Origin of the sequence: Pseudomonas sp. NFPP02 (assembly GCF_900119355.1) — a bacterium.
GTDB classification, from domain to species: domain Bacteria; phylum Pseudomonadota; class Gammaproteobacteria; order Pseudomonadales; family Pseudomonadaceae; genus Aquipseudomonas; species Aquipseudomonas paracarnis.
Window position 1 is genome coordinate 26559 of sequence record NZ_FPJI01000022.1, and the last position, 19833, is coordinate 46391.

Consider the following 19833-nt stretch of genomic DNA (forward strand, 5'->3'; position numbering starts at 1 on the left):
CCAAAAGCGGCCTGGACAGAGGACATGCGGCAAACTGCCGGCCCTGACCATCGCAATTCATCAGGACGCGAGGCCGTCCTACGGGGCTTTCGCCACCCAGGAAGGCTCAAGATTGTAACAAGCGCAGGTGACATGAGGCCTGAAGCGAGTGCAGAAAGCAGAGTGAATACTCGCCTTTTGCGCCGATATTTACGGCCAGTTCACAAAGTGCAGTCAGTTTTGAGCCAGACCATGGCGAATGCTTCGGAAACAACGCCTGTTAAGAGCTGAGTGAGAGCGCAACCGCCCACACCTAGTCTTGTTTAGCCATGAGCGTGGACTCCCCATTGGAGAACACGGTAAATGCCAACCCGCTGCGGATTCTGCGCGCGGCAGCACCCGAATTATCAGGGATACGTGTAGGGTGGAGATGCACAACCGTCGGACTGTGTAGCACTAGGCTTGTTTTAGACGCTTCATCTCGTCCACAGTCGCCGGTTGATTCCTCCTCCTGACCTTAGCTTTTGTTGAAGTGGTGCCTTTGTCACCACCGCTAACGAGCAGGACGCGTCCGTCGCGATACCGGCCCAATTGGCCGATTTTGCTGGACACTGGAGTGGCCAACCACTCTTGACGCACCTGACACCGACCGTGAGAAGTCGTGTGTGCCGAACGCCGTTTCCGGCAGCCCGGAAACCGACGGTACAACATGAAAAGAATGCTGATTAACGCAACTCAACCCGAAGAGTTGCGTGTTGCACTGGTAGATGGCCAACGCCTCTACGACCTGGACATCGAATCCGGTGCACGCGAGCAGAAAAAGGCCAACATCTATAAAGGCCGTATCACTCGCATCGAACCAAGCCTTGAGGCTGCCTTTGTCGATTTCGGCTCCGAGCGCCACGGCTTCCTGCCCCTCAAAGAAATCTCCCGCGAATACTTCAAGAAAGCCCCTGAAGGCCGCGTGAACATCAAGGACGTCCTGAGCGAAGGCCAGGAAGTCATCGTCCAGGTCGAAAAAGAAGAACGTGGCAACAAGGGCGCAGCCCTGACCACCTTCATCAGCCTCGCCGGTCGTTACCTGGTGCTGATGCCGAACAACCCACGTGCAGGCGGTATTTCCCGTCGCATCGAAGGCGAAGAGCGCAACGAACTGCGTGAAGCGCTGAACGGCCTGATCGCACCGGCCGACATGGGCCTGATCGTTCGCACTGCAGGCCTTGGCCGCAGCAGCGAAGAAATGCAGTGGGACCTCGACTACCTGCTCCAACTGTGGACCGCTATCAAAGAAGCGTCCCTGGATCGTTCCGCGCCGTTCCTGATCTACCAGGAAAGCAACGTAATCATCCGCGCCATCCGCGATTACCTGCGCCAGGATATCGGCGAAGTGCTGATCGACAGCGTTGAAGCCCAGGACGAAGCCCTGACCTTCATCCGCCAGGTAATGCCGCAGTACGCCAGCAAGATCAAGCTGTACGAAGACAGCGTTCCGCTGTTCAACCGTTTCCAGATCGAAAGCCAGATCGAGACCGCCTTCCAGCGCGTGGTCGAACTGCCTTCCGGCGGCTCCATCGTGATCGACCCGACCGAAGCCCTGGTGTCCATCGACATCAACTCGGCACGTGCGACCAAAGGCAGCGACATCGAAGAAACCGCCCTGCAGACCAACCTGGAAGCGGCTGAAGAAATCGCCCGCCAACTGCGTCTGCGTGACATCGGCGGCCTGATCGTGATCGACTTCATCGACATGACCCCTGCCAAGAACCAGCGCGCCGTGGAAGAGAAAGTCCGCGAATGCCTGGAAGCTGACCGCGCTCGCGTGCAAGTCGGCCGCATCTCGCGCTTCGGCCTGCTGGAAATGTCCCGTCAGCGCCTGCGTCCATCCCTGGGCGAGAGCAGCGGCATCGTCTGCCCGCGTTGCAACGGCACCGGCATCATCCGTGACGTTGAATCGCTGTCCCTGGCGATCCTGCGCCTGATCGAAGAAGAAGCCCTGAAAGACCGCACCGCCGAAGTTCGCGCACAAGTGCCGATTCCGGTTGCCGCCTTCCTGCTCAATGAAAAACGCAACTCGATCACCAAGATCGAACTGCGCACCCGTGCCCGTATCGTCATCCTGCCGAACGATCACCTCGAGACGCCGCACTTCGAAGTACAGCGCCTGCGTGACGACAGCCCGGAAGCCCATAGCGGGCAGTCCAGCTATGAAATCGCCGCGGCTGCCGCCGAAGTCGAAGAAGTCCAGCCAGCCGCTGCGACCCGCACCCTGGTTCGCCAGGAAGCCGCGGTGAAGACTGCACCGGCCCGTGCCAACGCACCGGTACCGACCGAAGCTGCCGCCCCGGTTGCCGCGCCGGCCGCGCTGCCTGAGCCAAGCCTGTTCAAGGGCCTGGTGAAGTCGCTGGTCAGCCTGTTCGCCACCAAGGAAGAGCCTGCTGCACCGGTTGTGGTTGAAAAGCCTGCCACCGAGCGCCCAGCACGCAATGAAGAGCGTCGCAACGGTCGCCAGCAGAGCCGTAACCGCAATGGCCGCCGTGACGAAGAGCGCAAGCCTCGCGAAGAACGTGCCCCGCGTGAAGAACGCGCACCACGTGAAGAGCGTGCGCCTCGCGAAGCCCGTGAAGACACCCCGACGGTAGCCCGTGAAGAACGTGCACCGCGTGAAGAGCGCGCCCCACGTACCCCACGCGCTCCACGTGAAGATCGCAAGCCGCGTGGCGAGCGTGAAGAACGCGTGCGTGAACTGCGTGAGCCTCTGGACGCGGCACCTGCCGTTGCCGTTGCCGCAGCCGTTAGCACCGAAGAACGCCCGGCCCGCCAGCCGCGTGAAGAACGCGCACCACGCGAAGAGCGCCAACCGCGCCCGCCACGTGAAGAGCGTCAACCACGCGCCGAGCAAGCCGCTGCTGCCACCGAAGAAGAAGTACTGACCGGCGAAGAGCAGTTGCAGGAAGACGGCCAGGACAACGCCGAAGGCGATCGTCCACGCCGCCGCTCCCGCGGCCAGCGTCGTCGCAGCAACCGTCGTGAGCGTCAGCGTGATGCCAACGGCAACGTAATCGAAGGTTCGGAAGAAACCGGCGAGAACGCAGAAGCTGCCAACAACGAGCCAACAGGCGCCGAACTGGCTGCCGGCTTGGCCGTTACCGCTGCCGTTGCCAGCTCAGTCATCAGCGCACCTGCTGAAGCCCAGGCTCACGAGCAAGCCGAACGCGCTACCGCTGCCGTCGAAGACACTGTTGCCGTAGAAGCGCCAGCCGCCGAAACCCCAGCGGTTGAAGCGCCGGTTGTTGAAGCGCCAGTCGTTGAAGCCACGACCCCTGTCGAAGCCCCAGCGGTTCCGGAAGTGGAAGTTGCCCCGGTTCGCGATGCACAGCCAGAAACCGACGTGGTTGCCGTTGAACCAGCTCCATCGGTTGAGCCTCAGCCAGTAGTCGAAGCGGCTGTAGAAGCTCCGGTGGTCGAAGAAGCTGCCCCGGCTGTGCGTGAAGTTCGCGAAGAACAGACCGCCTTCCAGTGGACCGCCGAACCGGCTGCACCGGTTGAAGCGCCAGCGCCTGCCCCAGTGGTAGAAGAAGCACCGGCACCGGTTGCTGAAGTCGTCGCCGAGCCAGCCCCAGTGGTTGAGCCGACGCCGGTTGCTGAGCCTGCGCCCGTGGTTGAAGTTGAAGCCCCAGTGGTTGCCGAAGTGGCCGCCCCTGTGGTTGAAGCTGCACCTGCAAGCGCCCTCACCGAAAACGGCCGTGCGCCGAACGACCCGCGTGAAGTGCGTCGTCGCCGCAAGGAAGCCGAAGCTGCTGCAGCCGCAGCCAAGGCGGTAGAGCACGAGGCCCAGGAAGCAGAGCACGAGCCTAAACCCCTCGTCTGATTCCATAAGCCACTAAAAAGCCCCGCCTGAGTGATCAGGCGGGGCTTTTTAGTGGCTGATTATCTCGACCTGGAATGCGATCACTGCGGGAGCTGGCTTGCCTGCGATAGCGTCGATTCAGCCAGCGTGGCGGTGACTGACACACCGCTATCGCAGCTGAGGTATCTACACAACTTTGTGGGCTGTAACGGCAGACGGTAACCACGATGCGAAGCGAGTCGCTCTTGATCTGCTTTTGATCTTAGGCGCCCCGTCAAACCACGCCGGCCGGTATTCGACAGGGATTTTGGGGGTGAACCGGCAGCGATTTAGCCGCCGTCAGGGCGGAACCTTAAGTGGCCGTTACCGCAGGAATGGATATGTACACAATCCAACTGTGTTGACTGTCAGGCCGCTATCGCAGGCAAGCCAGCTCCCACATTGGACGGTGGTGCGTCAGGTAGATAAGCGCCGGCTATCAGGCCGTTACGGGAGCAAGCTCCCTCGCCACAGGTCCAACGTCGGCTCTAAGTAGATACCTATGGCTATCGTAGGCAAGCCAGCTGCCACACTTAACCTGCAGTAAAACTCAACCGTTGCGGCACATCCACATCCCAATGCACACCAGGATCATCTACCTGCACTTCTCGCACCTGAGTTTGTGCAAACAACGGCCTGGCCCCACGATCCCCACTCAGAGCCATCAGCGCCGGCCCAAACCTGTGATGGAAAGCCACCGGGTGCCCGTACTGCCCGGCAGATACCGGTACAGTGACGCCCTCCACGCAGGCAATCACCCGTTCGATACTCGATGACCGAATAAACGGCATATCCCCCAACACCACCAGCCACCCATCCGCTGCACCGCTGGCCTTGACCGCCGCCGCAATGCTGTCGCCCATACCGCTCGAATCCAGCAGTACAACCTGACAGCCATAAGCCTCTGCCAGGCGGATAACCTCCCCGCGCTCCGGCGACGTCACCAGCCAGCGCGTTACCACACGCTCAGGCAAGTTGCGCAACACCTGCTCGATGACCGGCCGGCTAACGCCATCCAGCCCCACACACGCGGCGAGCAATTTGTCTTGATCAGCTCCAGCTTCGGCACGAAAACGACTGCCCTGCCCCGCCGCCAGCACAATCGCCGTCACCGTCACTCGGCCACCACTGCCATCGGTTTTTTCTGCATCGGTGCCACCCCGTTTTTGATCGCAACAATTTCCGCCATCAGCGACAGCGCAATTTCCGCCGGCGTATGGCTGCCGATGTGCAGGCCGATCGGCCCGTGCAAACGCGCAATGGCCTCCGCCGACAGGCCCAGCGCGGCCAGGTTCTCCCGACGCTTTTGGGTATTGACCCGCGAACCCAGGGCGCCGATATAGAAGGCCGTGGAGTTCAGCGCCGTCAGCAACGCCATGTCATCCAAACGTGGATCGTGGGTCAGGCAGACAATGGCCGTGCGTTCATCGGTATGGATGTTCAACACCGCCTCGTCGGGCATGCCCGGCACAAAGCGTCCATGCTGGTCTTCCCAGCCGTAGACGAACTCTTCGCGGGGGTCGCAGATCAGCACTTCGAAATCCAGCAGACGTGCCATTTCCGCTACGTAGCGCGACAGCTGCCCGGCGCCGATCAACAGCAGGCGCCAGCGCGGGCCATAGATGGCGCGCAAGCGTTCGCCGTCGAAGCTCACCACGTCGGTCTTGCTGGCGGCGCTCAAGGTCACTTCGCCGGTGGCCAGGTTCAGCTCGCGAGCGATAATCTGATGATCTTCACAACGCGCCAGCAGCGTTTCGACCCAACCCCACTCTTCCACGCGCTCCTCGGTGAGCCGCAGGGTGCCGCCGCAGGGCAGGCCAAAACGCGCCGCCTCGTCGCGGGTGACGCCGTAGGTCACCAACTGCACGGGCGGGCCGTCAGCGGGTAAGCGGCCGTCCTGCAGGCGCGCGATCAAGTCATCCTCGATGCAACCGCCCGACACCGAGCCAATCACCACGCCATCACCGCGCAGGGCCAGCATCGCCCCCGGCGGGCGCGGCGCGCTGCCCCAGGTTTGCACCACGCTGTACAACATCACGCGCTGCCCGGCGCGGCGCCATTGCAGCACGCTGCGCAGGACGTTCAGATCCACACTGTCCATCAGGCCTCCGGTAAGTACTGTCGCGCTCACTGTAAACCAAAAATATCGGTTGTATCCCGCCAGAAACGCAAACGCCCCGAACCAGTCGGGGCGTTTACGGATAGCGCTGGCGTCAGTTCACGCCCGCAGCCACTTACTTGACGACAGGCGCCGGGCCTTCAGCCACGCCCAGGTCATCGAGCTCGCGGGTTTCGGAGATACCGGTACCGCCAGACGCCAGCTCGCTTTGCAGCTTGTCGGTGTCCAGTTCCTTGACCCACTTGGCCACAACGATGGTGGCAACTGCGTTACCCACCAGGTTGGTCAGCGCACGGGCTTCGGACATGAAACGGTCGATACCCAGGATCAGCGCCAAGCCGGCAACCGGCAGGTGACCAACGGCCGACAGGGTGGCGGCCAGTACGATGAAGCCCGAACCGGTCACGCCAGCAGCGCCTTTGGACGACAGCAGCAGCACCAGCAGCAGGGTGATCTGGTGAGTGATGTCCATGTGGGTGTCGGTCGCCTGAGCGATGAACACAGCCGCCATGGTCAGGTAGATCGACGTACCGTCGAGGTTGAAGGAGTAACCGGTTGGAATCACCAGGCCGACCACGGACTTCTTCGCGCCCAGGCGTTCCATCTTGATCAGCATACGCGGCAGTGCGGATTCCGACGACGAGGTGCCCAGTACGATCAGCAGTTCTTCACGGATGTAGCGGATCAGCTTCAACACGCTGAAACCGTGAGCGCGGCAGATAGCGCCCAGCACCAGCACCACGAACAGAATGCAGGTGATGTAGAAGCAGATCATCAACTGGCCCAACTGCACCAGGGAACCGACACCGTAGGCGCCGATGGTGAACGCCATGGCACCCAGGGCACCGATTGGCGCGAGCTTCATGATCATGTTGATGATGTTGAACATCACATGGGCGAAGCGATCGATGAAGTCCAGCACCGGCTTGCCGTAGGCACCCAGGCGGTGCAGGGCGAAACCGAAGATCACCGAGAACATCAGCACTTGCAGGATGTCGCCGTTGGCGAAGGCGCCGACGATGGTGTTCGGGATGACGTTGAGGATAAAGCCGACGATGCTCTGGTCTTTACCGGCGGTGACGTAGGCCGCCACTTTGGAAGCATCCAGGGTCGCGACGTCGATGTGCATGCCGGCGCCCGGCTGCACCACGTTGACCACGACCAGGCCAATCAGCAGGGCGATGGTGGAAACGATTTCGAAGTACAGCAGCGCGTAGCCGCCGGTCTTGCCCACCGACTTCATGCTTTGCATGCCAGCGATGCCGCTGACCACGGTACAGAAGATGATCGGGGCGATGACCATTTTGATCAGCTTGATAAAGCCGTCACCCAGTGGCTTGAGGGCCACGCCGGTCTGCGGGTAGAAGTGGCCGAGCAAAATACCGATAACGATTGCAACGATCACCTGGAAATACAGGGATTTGTAGATTGGCTGACGAGTCGTCATTGCAAAGTTCCTCAATCGTCCCGTGTGGCAAATATCCGCCATTGCCCACGGCACTTGAATTGCGAACCCTCCTGCACTGGAGGGATTTGTTGTTTGCGAAGCCTGTAGGAGCAAGCCTGCGCTGTAATCCTTATCGCAAACAGCGTGCCACTTTGCTTAAACACGCTGAAGGCCTTTAGACATCAGGGCTTTGGGTTCACGGGCGACTCCGGAGAGTGCAACACAGTGGCGGATTTCCGCCCACTCATCCTGTCTCGTCCTACAATTTGGCGGATATCCGCCTTGTCGCGCCACTGGGTGATGGCTACCATCCGCCACTCCATGGATGAGGCCGTTGCATGCGTGAACGTACCATCGCCAGCCATTACGCCCGAGCGGCCCTCGGCGGTGCGCGCCGAGCCGGTTTCGACTACTCGGGGGTGTTGCAGCAGGTGGGCATCACCCCGGAACTGCTGACCGAACCCCGCGCCCGCATCGCTCCAGAGCAATTTGCCCGCTTGCTGCAAATGCTCTGGCTGGGGTTGGATGACGAATACCTGGGGTTTGCCGAAGGGCCGAGCAAACGCGGCACTTTCGCCATGATGTGCCACGCGCTGATCCATTGCCGCACGCTGGAGAAGGCGCTGGAGCGCGGCTTATTGTTTTATAGCCTGTTCCCCCAAGGCCCACGCTGGCAACTGACCAAAGAAGGCGACATGGCGCGCCTGAGCCTGGACGACTCACAGCTATGGGACCCGGACCACTTCCTCAGTGAATGCCTGCTGGTGATCTGGCATCGCCTGGGCAGTTGGTTGATCGGCCAGCGTATCCGGCTGCAGCAGGCCACCTTCAGTTACCCGATGCCGGCCCATGCCGGTGAATATGACCTGCTGTTCCCCTGCCCCCAGGTGTTCGGCGCGCCGACCAGCAGCCTAGTGTTTCCCAGCCGCTACCTGAGCCTGCCGCTGTTGCAGGATGAACGCACCCTCAAGCACTTCTTGCAGCGCTCCCCTGCCGACTTGTTGTCCCGGCCGGATGAAGGTGACAGCCTGAGCAGCCAGTTGCGCCGCCTGCTGAGCCGCGACCGCACGCCCTGGCCAGACCTGGAAGCCGTCGCCCAGCACTTGCACATCAGCCCACAGACCCTGCGTCGGCACCTGCGCGAAGAAGGCACGAGCTTTCAAGCATTGAAAGATGAGTTACGCCGGGATATCGCCATTTACCACCTGGGGCGGGCGGATTTGTCTTTGCAGGAGATCGCCGAGCAGTTGGGGTTTTCCGAACCGTCGGCGTTTCATCGGGCGTTCAAGAAGTGGACAGGGCTGACGCCGGGGGCCTATAGAGCGCAGGAGAGTTAGCGGTGTATTGGCTGGGAGGGCCTCATCGCAGGCAAGCCAGCTCCCACACTTGAATGTATTCACACATCAAAATTTGTAAACCCGATCAACTGTGGAAGCTGGCGTGCCTGCGATGAGGCCAGTGCAGATCACAAGGCAGGAAAGTGAATCCTGAACGCCGCCCCACCCAACGCTGAATCCCCCAACGTCAACCGCGCGTGATAGCTTTCGATGATGTCCTTGACCACCGCCAGCCCGATCCCCTGCCCCGGGTGCTGGCGATCTAGCCGTTCGCCGCGCTGCAGGATCCGTGCACGCTGGTCCGGTGGTACGCCGGGGCCGTCGTCTTCGATACACAGCTCAATGCCATCGAGGTTTTCCACCAGGCTGATACGCACTTGCTTGAGGCACAGGCGGTAGGCGTTTTCCAGCAGGTTGCCGAGCATTTCGAGCAACGCGCCCTTCTCGATGGGCACTTCGCAGGCCTGCGGTAAATCGAAGGTCACGGTGACCCGCTTGTCGCGGTAAACTTTTTCCAATGTATCGCACAGGCTTTGCACCACCGGTTCCAGGCGGACCTGGTGGCGCACCAGGCCACTTTTACGCAGGCTGGCACGCTGCAGTTGGTAACCGATCTGCTGGCTCATGCGTTCGATCTGCGATTGCAGCACCCACGCCTGGCTACGTTCTTCGGGGCGCTGGGCCATGTCTTCGCTCACGCCCTGCAACACCGCCAGTGGCGTTTTCAGGCTGTGAGCCAAGTCATCGAGGGAGTCGCGGTAGCGCGCACGCTGTTCGCGCTCGCTGTGCAGCAAGCGGTTCAGGGAGCCGGTCAGGCGCAGCAGTTCGCGGGGGTGTTCTTCGCTGAGGCTTTCGCGGGTGCCGCCTTCGATCTGGTCGAGTTCATGGCTCAGGCGTCGCAGGGCTTGCAGGCCCCAGGTCAGGCCCAGCCACAACAGCGTCAACAACACCAGCAAGGCCGCGCCGAACCCGAGGTAGAGGTTCTCGCGCAGGCCTTCGAGGGTCAGTTGGTATTCGCGTACCGGCTGCAGGGCGACAATGCTGAACGCCGCGCTCTTGCCTCCCAGCAGCCGGACCTCGACGTCATACACGAAAAATTCCTGGCCATTGGCCTCGCGAATGCGCGCAAACTCGTTGCCGCGCCCGTCGTAGCGCGGTTTGTAGTTGATGTTTTCTTCCTGGGTCGCCCGCGAGCGCCATACCAGATGGCCTTCACGGTCGTAGATATAACCCAGCAGCCGACTGTCGGTGAGGTTGAAACGCTCATCGGGCAGCTGCGCCGGCATCAGCAGGCGGTTATTGTCGACCCGCGCCGCAGATATCAGGGTGGTCACATCCGACGCCAGGCGCTGTTCGATGGAATCCTGCAACGCCAGGCTGAACGCGCCTTGCATGGCCGGCAACAGGCCGAGCATAAACAGCACGGCCAGGGTGGCGGCCGCCAGCATCAGGCGCACACGTAGCGAACGAATCAACGGCAGCGCTCATTGAACAGGTAGCCCAGGCCACGCACGGTGTCGATCGGCTTGAACCCGGCCGGGCCTTCCAGCTTGCGGCGCAGGCGGCCGACCAGCACTTCGATCACGTTTGGATCGCGCTCGTCGTCATCCGGGTACAGTTGCTCCATCAAACGGTCTTTGGCGACCACTTGTTGATGATGACGCATCAAGTATTCGAGGATCCGATACTCGTAGGCGGTCAGCGCCAAGGGTTGCTCGTCCAGGGAGGCTTGCTTGCGGTTGAGGTCCAGCAGCAGCGGCCCGGCAACGATAGTCGACTGGGTAAAACCGCTGGAGCGGCGCAGCAAGGCGTTCATGCGTGCCTCCAGCTCTTCGAACTGGAACGGCTTGACCACGTAGTCGTCGGCCCCGGCCGCCAAGCCTTCAACCTTGTCCTGCCAGTTGCCGCGGGCGGTGAGGATCAGGATCGGGAAGGTCTTGGTCTGGGTGCGCAACTGGCGAATCAGGTCCAGGCCGCCCATGCCGGGCAGGCCAAGGTCGATGATCGCCAGGTCATGGTTGAATTGGCCGGTCTGGTACAGGGCTTCTTCGGCATTGGCCACGGCTTCGACCACATGCCCGCTGTCGGTCAGGCGGGTAAACAGGTGATGACGCAGCAGCGCCTCATCTTCCACCACCAGCAATTTCATAAGGTTCTCCACTGCAATTCAACTAGCCGACAGGGGGATATCATAGCGGCCCTGCAGCTCTTGGGGGCGCAGTTTTATGCCATTGTAGTGGCCAGTCAGGTGCGCGTAGCCGCTGCGATAGTCGGGTTGCGCAGGGGTAGCGCCCAGGGCCTGGCCCCACGGCGCGGCCTGGGTGCCGGCGTCTTCGAAGCTGACACGATGGATCAGGTTGCTGGATTTCTTGGTTTTCTCGCTGCCAAAGGCCGCAAAGGCGCCATCGGACGCCTGCACGCCGGCAGTGGCGCCGAGCATGGTCAAGGCCAACATCAGCTTTTTGATCGCAGTCATGGTGGTTACCTCATACGCATTTAAGCTGTGGGGCCCAGACTACGCAGGCGCCCCTGAACTCCCCCTGAACAGGCTCTGAACCGCAGCTGAACCGCATCGGGCTATCCACTGGCGCACCAACTCGGCAAAATACCGCGCATGACGCCCCTACCCGCTTGCTGCACCCCACTCGATGATCATTGGCCGTTGCCGGTTTCTTTGCCGGGCACGGTGTTTTTGAGCACGCGATTCGACCCGGCTTTATTGAGCCACGGCGATTTTCAGCGCTGCGATGTGCCGCCGCCCGCGAGCATCCAACGCTCGGTCGCCAAGCGCCAGGCGGAATTTCTCGCCGGCCGCCTGTGCGCGCGCGAAGCGCTGCAACGACTCGATCATCTGCACTGCATCCCGGCCATCGGCGAAGACCGTGCCCCGGTCTGGCCAGGGCATATCAGTGGTTCCATCACCCACAGCACCGGGCACGCTGCGGCGATTGTCGGGCACAAGGCGCAATGGCGCGGGCTGGGCATGGACCTGGAGCATCTGCTGACGGTGGAACGGGCCGAACGCCTGGCCGGGGAAATTCTGACGGCCGATGAGCTCCAGCGCATGGCCGCCCTGCCCCGTGAGCAACACGCCTTGCTGGTGACGCTGACGTTTTCGGTGAAGGAAAGCTTGTTCAAGGCGCTCTATCCGATCGTGCACAAGCGCTTTTATTTCGAGCATGCCGAGGTGTTGGAGTGGTCAGCGGCTGGGAAGGTGCGCCTGCGGTTGCTGACCGATCTTTCGCAAGAATGGAAGCATGGCAAAGAGCTGGAAGGGCAGTTTGTGGTGCAAGGGGAGCAGTTGTTGAGCTTGGTGGCTATCGCAATGTAGGAGCGAGCTTGCTCGCGAAAAACTCACAGGCGCCGCGTTTATTCAGGCAGCACGCGTTATCGTTGAGGTTTTTCGCGAGCAAGCTCGCTCCTACAGTTAGGTTTTCAGGGTTTATCTTGATCCCTGGGCCAGCTCAGGCTGAAACACGCCCCACCCAGGTTATTGCTCTTGCTGATCAGCGCCCGCCCGCCGTGCCAATAGATAATCCGCCGCACGATCGACAAGCCCAGGCCATGCCCGCCAGAAGCGCGGGTACGGCTGTCATCCAAGCGCAGGAACGGCGTGAAGATCCGCTCCCAGGCGCTTTCCGGCACACCAGGGCCGTCGTCTTCCACATCGATGCGACAGCGCACCTGCCCCACCTGATAACTGATCAACACCTGGCCTCTGGCGTGGCGCATGGCGTTACTCACCAGATTTTGCAGGGCACGGTGCAAGTAGCGCGGTTCAGCGTCGACCCAGGCGTCATCCCAATGTGCCGAAGACAGGCAAATACCCCGAGTGACGGTGACCTGCGGGCGCAATGGCGATAATTCGCCAATCACCTGATCGAGCAATGCATCAAGGTCTACGCGCTGGAAATTCAGCTCCGGCGCACCCTGTTCCAAGCGCGCATAAGTGAGCATCTCGTCCACCAGGCCATCGAGGTCCTGGATATCGCCATCCATGCCTTCCAGGTATTTGCGCCGCGCCTCGGGCGTGGCGGCGTCACCGATCATCTCCAGGCCAAAACGCAGGCGCGCGACGGGTGTGCGCAACTCGTGGGAGACCGCGCGCACCAGCTCACGCTGAATCGCCAGCAATTGCTGCAGGTGCTCGGCCATGCCATTGAAAGCTGCCGCCAGCCGCCCGACCGAGTCTGCACCGCGCGCGGGTACGCGCACTTCCAGGTTGCCCTTGGCGATACGCGTAGCCGCCGCCTCAAGGCCTTTGAGCCGACGCTCAAGTTGACGCACCAGCAGATAGACGATCAAGCCGATCAGGGTCAGGCCGATCAAGGTGATCAGGATCAGCCATTGCGCCGGGTACGGGTTCATCTGGTACAGCGGGCCGATCTCCAGTACCCACGGGGTGCCGACCATGCCGGCAAACACGCGAATCGAATCGCCGCCCTTGCCCAGCGCCATCACCGTATCGCCCTCCGCCACGCGACGACGCTGGTCGTCGTCCATGTCGGCCTGGTCAAGGGCCATCAGGTGCATTTCAAAACCAAAACCCTTGGCGTGTTTGATGTCGGCCAGGCGCTGGGGCTGTTCGGCCACCGGGAAACGCACCAGTTCGTCGGCCAGCAGGTAAATAGTCGCACGGGCCAATTGCTCGCTGATCTGCTGCACTTCGCCCGTGAGCACCAATTGCTCTTGCTCGCTGACTAACCGCAGCACTCGCGCCGCATGAGGCCCGGTCTGCTCAACCAGGACCTGGCCGCGTTGCAGGCGGTTGCGCTGGCCCAGGTCCAATTGCGCATCGGTGAACGTGCGCAGCTCTAGCGGGATGCCCAGCAAGCGCTCCCACACCGCCAAGGCGCGCTGCCGTTCAATGGTGCTCATGGGTTGCAGGTTATCGCCCATCAACGCAAAGGTGCCGTGGGCCAGGCGCTCACGGTACTGGCCGCTGCGCACGTCATTAAGCAGGTGCAGTGCCAGAGCGCCGAGCAACGCCACCAGGATCAGCGCCGCGCACATGCCGCCGTAGATGCGCAGGAAGATCGAGTTCACAGCGGCATATCGGCAGCGGCTTCGGGGACGAACAGGTAGCCTTTGCTGCGGATGGTCTTGATCAGGCGTGGGTGGAGCGGATCGTCGCCGATCTTTGGCCGAATGCGCGAGATACGCACGTCAATGGAGCGATCCTGGCCGTCATAGCCGATACCACGCAGCGCTATGAAGATTTCTTCGCGGGACAGGATGCGCCCGGCGTTCGCAACCAGCAGCCACAGCAAGTCGAATTCAGCGCTGGTCAGTTCGATGCTGCTCTCATGCAACCAGGCTTCGCGCAAGGCATTGTCCACCACCAGTGGGCCAAACTGCAGGCGGCGTTGATGTTCCATTGCGGGCGGCAACACCGGCTCGCTGCGGCGTAGCAGCGCCTGGATACGCGCCAGCAACAACCGCGGGCGCACGGGTTTGCACACGTAGTCGTCGGCGCCCATGTCGAGGCCCAGCACCTGGTCCATGTCGTCGGTGCGCGCGGTAAGCATCAGGATCACGCCGTCATAGCGCTCGCGCACTTTACGGCAGATGCTCAGGCCGTCTTCGCCGGGCAGCATCAGGTCGAGGATCACCAGGTCCGGCTGCTCGGCGATGATGCGCGCCGCGGCCTTGGCACCATCGCCTTCCACCGACACACGCAGGCCGTTGCTTTCCAGGTACTCACGGGTCAACTCGGCGAGTCGCTCGTCGTCCTCGACGATCAGTATCTGCCAGGCTTCTTGCTCCATGCGCTACCTCGGTTCTCTATTGTAGGAGCGAGCTTGCTCGCGAAGAACGCAAGGGCACCGCGGTTATCCGGGTTTACCGCATTATCGTTGACGATTTTCGCGAGCGAGCTCGCTCCTACAGTTGTCATATGGAGCAAGCACGCTATCGCCCAGATCAAGGCCGATTGTAGCCATGCACCGGCCCTTGAACACAAGCCGGGAAATCCATTCGGTCATGGCGATTTTTTGTGGTAGGGTTCGCGCCCTCAAAATTCCCGCCGGCAGTTTCTACCCGGGAATATTCGGTGACAAACGGTGTAATCCAGTAGTAATGCGGCCTACACGGGTGTTCCATGATTCATACACATTTTACCCACAGCGTTATCCACAGGTAGTGCGTTGCTAAGCCCCCAAAAACGCATTATCTTGTACCTCGGCGCTAAAAAAACCCTACATGTAGGGTTTTCAGCGAAAAGACCAAACACAGATCAGACAAGAAACTCAAGCGCTTTCTTGCTCGCGTTTGGTTGAACCAAAGCATTTTTTGAAAGCCCAAACCGCGCACGCGGATGGCGGCCGTTTTCCAACCCGATTGGCAGAAAACGGTACGGGTGTTGCAGGGCTTGAATGGGGCCACTGTCACCCACCAGGAATACGGCGAAGGGCTCCCCGGCCCCGAACCAAAGACTTCGGCATGGAAGCGGCGCGATGAGCTCCCTTCCTCCTGTCCCGAAGTTGTTATGCCAGGCCCAGGCCTGCTGTAAGTGCTTCAGGACGGAACGGTGGGCACCGTGATGGTGCCCAAATAAATATAGAATGTGGAGACACCCCCTCATGCAAACCGACACAACTCGCGAGAACCCGCAGGGCTCCGTGCCGCAGGCCGCTGATTCGAACCTGGATCTGTCCGCCACTGCACCTGGCCAACTGCGCGTGATCAAGCGTAACGGCACTGTCGTTCCTTATACCGATGACAAAATCACCGTCGCCATCACCAAAGCGTTTCTTGCAGTTGAAGGCGGCACCGCTGCCGCTTCGTCGCGCATCCACGACACCGTTGCACGCCTGACCGAACAGGTCACCGCGACCTTCAAGCGTCGCATGCCATCGGGCGGCACTATCCATATCGAAGAAATCCAGGACCAGGTAGAACTGGCCCTGATGCGTGCCGGCGAGCAAAAAGTGGCCCGCGACTACGTGATCTACCGTGACTCGCGCGCCAAGGAGCGTGCAGTACGTTCTCCGGCCGAAGAAGCCGCCGTACAAGCGCACCCGTCGATCCGCATCACCCTGGCCGACGGCAGCTTCGCACCGCTGGACCTGGGCCGCCTGAACACCATCATCACCGAGGCCTGCGAAGGCCTGGAAGAAGTCGATGGTGACCTGATCCAGCGCGAAACCCTGAAGAACCTGTACGACGGCGTGGCCCTGACCGACGTCAACACCGCCCTGGTGATGACCGCCCGTACCCTGGTCGAGCGTGAGCCGAACTACTCGTTCGTGACCGCCCGCCTGCTGATGGACACCCTGCGTGCCGAAGGCCTGGGCTTCCTGAAAGTCGCCGACAGCGCCACTCACCACGAGATGGCCGACCTGTACGCCAAGGCCCTGCCGGCCTACATCGCCAAAGGTATCGAATTCGAATTGCTGAACCCGATCCTGGCCACCTTCGACCTGGAAAAACTCGGCAAGGCGATCAACCACGAGCGTGACCAGCAGTTCACCTACCTGGGCCTGCAAACCCTGTACGACCGTTACTTCATCCACAAGGACGGCATCCGCTTCGAACTGCCGCAAGTGTTCTTCATGCGCGTGGCCATGGGCCTGGCGATCGAAGAGAAGAACAAAGAAGACCGTGCGATCGAGTTCTACAACCTGCTGTCGTCCTTCGACTACATGTCGTCGACCCCGACCCTGTTCAACGCCGGCACCCTGCGTCCACAGCTGTCGAGCTGCTACCTGACCACCGTGCCGGATGACCTGTCGGGCATCTACCACGCGATCCACGACAACGCCATGTTGTCCAAATTCGCCGGTGGCCTGGGCAACGACTGGACCCCAGTGCGTGCACTGGGCTCGTACATCAAGGGCACCAACGGCAAGTCCCAGGGCGTCGTACCGTTCCTGAAAGTGGTGAACGACACCGCCGTTGCCGTGAACCAGGGTGGCAAGCGCAAAGGCGCTGTATGTGCCTACCTGGAAACCTGGCACATGGACATTGAAGAGTTCATCGAGCTGCGCAAGAACACCGGTGATGACCGTCGTCGTACCCACGACATGAACACCGCCAACTGGATCCCTGACCTGTTCATGAAGCGCGTCTTCGATGACGGCAAGTGGACCCTGTTCTCGCCATCCGAAGTGCCGGACCTGCACGACCTGACCGGCAAGGCCTTCGAAGAGCGCTACGAGTACTACGAAGCCCTCACCGAGTACCCAGGCAAGGTCAAGCTGTTCAAGACCATCCAGGCCAAAGACCTGTGGCGCAAAATGCTGTCCATGCTGTTCGAAACCGGCCACCCATGGTTGACCTTCAAGGACCCATGCAACCTGCGCAGCCCGCAGCAGCACGTGGGCGTGGTCCACAGCTCGAACCTGTGCACCGAGATCACCTTGAACACCAACAAGGACGAGATCGCCGTTTGCAACCTGGGCTCGATCAACCTGCCGAACCACATCGTCAACGGCAAACTGGACACCGCCAAGCTGGAGCGTACCGTCAACACCGCCGTACGCATGCTCGATAACGTCATCGACATCAACTACTACTCGGTGCCACAGGCGCAGAACTCCAACTTCAAGCACCGTCCGGTTGGCCTGGGGATCATGGGCTTCCAGGACGCGTTGTACCTGCAGCACATCCCTTACGGTTCCGATGCAGCGGTCGAGTTCGCCGACAAGTCCATGGAAGCGGTCAGCTACTACGCGATCCAGGCTTCCTGCGACCTGGCCGACGAGCGCGGCGCCTACGAGACGTTCCAGGGTTCGCTGTGGTCCAAGGGCATCCTGCCGCTGGATTCGCAACAGATCCTGATCGAAGCCCGTGGCCAGAAGTACATCGACGTCGACCTGAACGAAACCCTGGACTGGGCCCCGGTACGTGCCCGTGTGCAGAAGGGTATTCGTAACTCCAACATCATGGCCATCGCACCGACCGCCACCATCGCCAACATCACTGGCGTGTCGCAGTCGATCGAACCGACCTACCAGAACCTGTATGTGAAATCGAACCTGTCGGGCGAATTCACCGTGATCAACCCGTACCTGGTTCGCGATCTGAAGGCCCGTGGCCTGTGGGACTCGGTCATGATCAACGACCTGAAGTACTACGACGGTTCCGTGCAGCAGATCGAGCGCATCCCGCAAGAACTCAAAGAGCTCTACGCGACCGCCTTCGAAGTGGACACCAAGTGGATCGTTGACGCCGCCAGCCGTCGTCAGAAGTGGATCGACCAGGCCCAGTCCCTGAACCTGTACATCGCCGGCGCTTCGGGCAAGAAGCTGGACGTGACCTACCGCATGGCGTGGTACCGTGGCCTGAAAACCACTTACTACCTCCGTGCCCTGGCCGCCACCAGCACCGAGAAGTCGACCATCAACACCGGCAAGCTGAACGCAGTGTCCAGCGGCAACCACGGTGATGACTCGGTACTCGCAGCGCCAGCCGGCCCGGCGCCGGTGCCAAAGGCCTGCGCCATTGACGAGCCGGATTGCGAAGCTTGCCAATAAGCTGAACCTGCCCTGGGTTTAACCACCCGAGGCAGAAAAGCCCCCGATACACCTAGGGTGTATCGGGGGCTTTTCCTTGGGCGGGCATAAAGCCCTTGTTGCGGTATTGCTGTTCGGTCAATACCTGGATGGACAGCGTGAAGCAGATGCAAATGTGGGAGGGGGCTTGCTCCCGATAGGGTGTCAGTCAATGGATACTTGGCTGATTCACCGCTATCGGGGCAAGCCCCCTCCCACATTTTAAAGCGCTAACCTATCAGGTCATCTGAATGATGGTCTGCATGATGGTGCTTTGGGTGGAGATGGTCTTGGCGTTCGCCTGGTAGTTGCTCTGGGCCTTGATCAGGTCCACCAGCTCGTTGGTCAAGTTGACGTTGGAGTTCTCCAGGGAACTGGCCTTGATCGACCCCAGAGTGCCAGATTCCGGTGCGTCGTAGCCCGGCTGGCCCGACGCGAAGGTCTCTTTCCAGGTCGTACCGCCGGCGGGCTGCAGGCCCTGCTCGTTGTTGAAGCTGGCCAGGGAAATCTGGCCGATGGCCTTGCTCTGCTGGTTACTGAAGGTGGCGAAGAGCACGCCGCTGCCATCGATTTTCAGGCCGGTGATCTGGCCGGTGGCGTAACCATCTGTGACCGGCGGGTTACGGTAGCTGGCCGAGTTGTACTGGGTGACGGTGCCCATGTTGATGGCGATGCCATCCTTGTTAGCCGTCGCATCGTTAGCTTTCCATACTCCATCGGTCACCGTGCCAGGTACCCAATCCTTGATGGTCAAGGTGTTACCGGCAACACCGCCGGTCACGATGCTCTTGAGGTTACCAGCACCATCGAAGCTCAACGTCGACGGCACAGGCGCCTTCACGTCAGCACCGGTACCGGTAGGAGCCGAACCATCAGGATTGCGGCCATCGATCAAGGTGTAGGCCTGCCACTGGTTGGCATCGGTTTTGACCAAGTACTGCACCATCGGGTGCGCATTGCCCTGGGAGTCGTACAAGGTGGTGCTGTATTGCGTGGTGAAGCTTTCGGACTTGGTTGGATCAAACGGGTTCTTGGACTGATCGATCACCGGCGACGAGGAGTTCAGGTTGCTGGAAGAGTCCACCTTGGTAGACGCCTTCGGCGGCAGGTTCGCCAGGTTCAGCTGCAGGTCAACCAGGCCGCCTTTGGTGATTTTGCCATTCTCGTCCGCGGCATAGCCTTGCAGGCGCGAGGTGCCGGTATTGTTGGTGATATAGCCGTCTTTGTCCGCACGGAAAGCACCGCTACGGGTGTATTCCAGCGAACCGTCGCTGCCCTTCTGCACGAAGAAGCCACCACCCTGGATCGCCATGTCGAGGATGCCGCCACTCCCGTTGACGTCGCCCTGGGTGAACTGCTGGGACACCGCCGCCAGGTTCACACCGTTGCCGATGCTGTTCTGGCCGGTGCCCAGCTTGGAGGCCGCGTAGATATCCGCGAATTCCGCACGGGATGACTTGAAGCCAGTGGTCGCGACGTTGGCGATGTTGTTGCCGGTCACGTCCAGTTGTTTGTTGGCCGCATAGAGGCCGCTAAGGCCGATGTTAAAAGACATGTTTCTCTCCTCTGCC

13 protein-coding genes are annotated in these 19833 nt (G+C 60.9%); 4 read left to right on the forward strand and 9 right to left on the reverse strand.

What is annotated here, in order from left to right:
- Nucleotides 1-697: 697 nt before the first annotated feature.
- On the forward strand, nt 698-3847 hold the full coding sequence (gene rne / locus BT204_RS26220) for a ribonuclease E (RefSeq protein WP_175550990.1): 3150 nt from the start codon (nt 698-700) through the stop codon (nt 3845-3847).
- Nucleotides 3848-4398: 551 nt separating this feature from the next.
- Here rne and BT204_RS26225 read toward each other — a convergent pair.
- From BT204_RS26225 to BT204_RS26235, 3 genes are all read right to left on the reverse strand, one after another.
- The gene (locus tag BT204_RS26225) at nt 4399-4983 is read right to left on the reverse strand and encodes a nucleotidyltransferase family protein (protein WP_072448787.1); all 585 of its coding nucleotides are present in this window, start codon (nt 4981-4983) and stop codon (nt 4399-4401) included.
- Nucleotides 4980-5966 carry an XdhC family protein gene (locus BT204_RS26230; RefSeq protein ID WP_072448789.1) on the reverse strand — a complete coding sequence of 329 codons (987 nt, stop codon included), beginning with the start codon at nt 5964-5966 and terminating at the stop codon, nt 4980-4982. The genes BT204_RS26225 and BT204_RS26230 overlap by 4 nt, the downstream gene beginning before the upstream one ends.
- A 133-nt stretch (nt 5967-6099) precedes the next feature.
- Nucleotides 6100-7431, reverse strand: coding sequence for a dicarboxylate/amino acid:cation symporter (locus BT204_RS26235; RefSeq protein ID WP_003189258.1), 1332 nt, complete (start codon nt 7429-7431; stop codon nt 6100-6102).
- Nucleotides 7432-7769: 338 nt separating this feature from the next.
- On the opposite strand from BT204_RS26235, the gene BT204_RS26240 reads away from it, so the two are divergent.
- On the forward strand, nt 7770-8768 hold the full coding sequence (locus BT204_RS26240) for an AraC family transcriptional regulator (protein WP_054897925.1): 999 nt from the start codon (nt 7770-7772) through the stop codon (nt 8766-8768).
- Between the two features lie 128 nt (nt 8769-8896).
- On the opposite strand, the gene BT204_RS26245 is transcribed toward BT204_RS26240, so the two are convergent.
- From BT204_RS26245 to BT204_RS26255, 3 genes are read right to left on the reverse strand one after another with little or no spacing between them, the layout of a single operon-like run.
- Complete coding sequence (locus BT204_RS26245) at nt 8897-10243, reverse strand: ATP-binding protein (protein ID WP_019817208.1); 1347 nt, start codon at nt 10241-10243, stop codon at nt 8897-8899.
- Nucleotides 10240-10917 (reverse strand): response regulator, encoded by a 678-nt coding sequence (locus BT204_RS26250; protein WP_003193559.1) that lies wholly within the window; start codon nt 10915-10917, stop codon nt 10240-10242. The genes BT204_RS26245 and BT204_RS26250 overlap by 4 nt, the downstream gene beginning before the upstream one ends.
- A gap of 18 nt (nt 10918-10935) precedes the next feature.
- Complete coding sequence (locus BT204_RS26255; RefSeq protein ID WP_003193560.1) at nt 10936-11244, reverse strand: hypothetical protein; 309 nt, start codon at nt 11242-11244, stop codon at nt 10936-10938.
- Nucleotides 11245-11382: 138 nt separating this feature from the next.
- On the opposite strand from BT204_RS26255, the gene BT204_RS26260 reads away from it, so the two are divergent.
- The gene (locus BT204_RS26260) at nt 11383-12099 is read left to right on the forward strand and encodes a 4'-phosphopantetheinyl transferase family protein (RefSeq protein WP_072448791.1); all 717 of its coding nucleotides are present in this window, start codon (nt 11383-11385) and stop codon (nt 12097-12099) included.
- A gap of 104 nt (nt 12100-12203) precedes the next feature.
- Here BT204_RS26260 and BT204_RS26265 read toward each other — a convergent pair whose 3' ends face one another.
- The gene (locus BT204_RS26265; protein ID WP_054922153.1) at nt 12204-13814 is read right to left on the reverse strand and encodes an ATP-binding protein; all 1611 of its coding nucleotides are present in this window, start codon (nt 13812-13814) and stop codon (nt 12204-12206) included.
- A complete protein-coding gene (locus tag BT204_RS26270) occupies nt 13811-14536 on the reverse strand; it encodes a response regulator (RefSeq protein WP_034128451.1) in 726 nt (241 codons plus the stop codon). Before BT204_RS26270 ends, BT204_RS26265 begins: the two co-directional genes overlap by 4 nt.
- 813 nt (nt 14537-15349) lie before the next feature.
- Here BT204_RS26270 and BT204_RS26280 point away from each other — a divergent pair.
- Complete coding sequence (locus BT204_RS26280) at nt 15350-18244, forward strand: ribonucleoside-diphosphate reductase subunit alpha (protein ID WP_032879843.1); 2895 nt, start codon at nt 15350-15352, stop codon at nt 18242-18244.
- A gap of 256 nt (nt 18245-18500) precedes the next feature.
- Here the strand turns inward: BT204_RS26280 and flgE are convergent, their stop codons facing one another.
- Nucleotides 18501-19817: a flagellar hook protein FlgE gene (gene flgE / locus BT204_RS26285; protein WP_054922158.1), complete on the reverse strand. Its 1317-nt coding sequence runs from the start codon at nt 19815-19817 to the stop codon at nt 18501-18503.
- Nucleotides 19818-19833 lie beyond the last annotated feature (16 nt).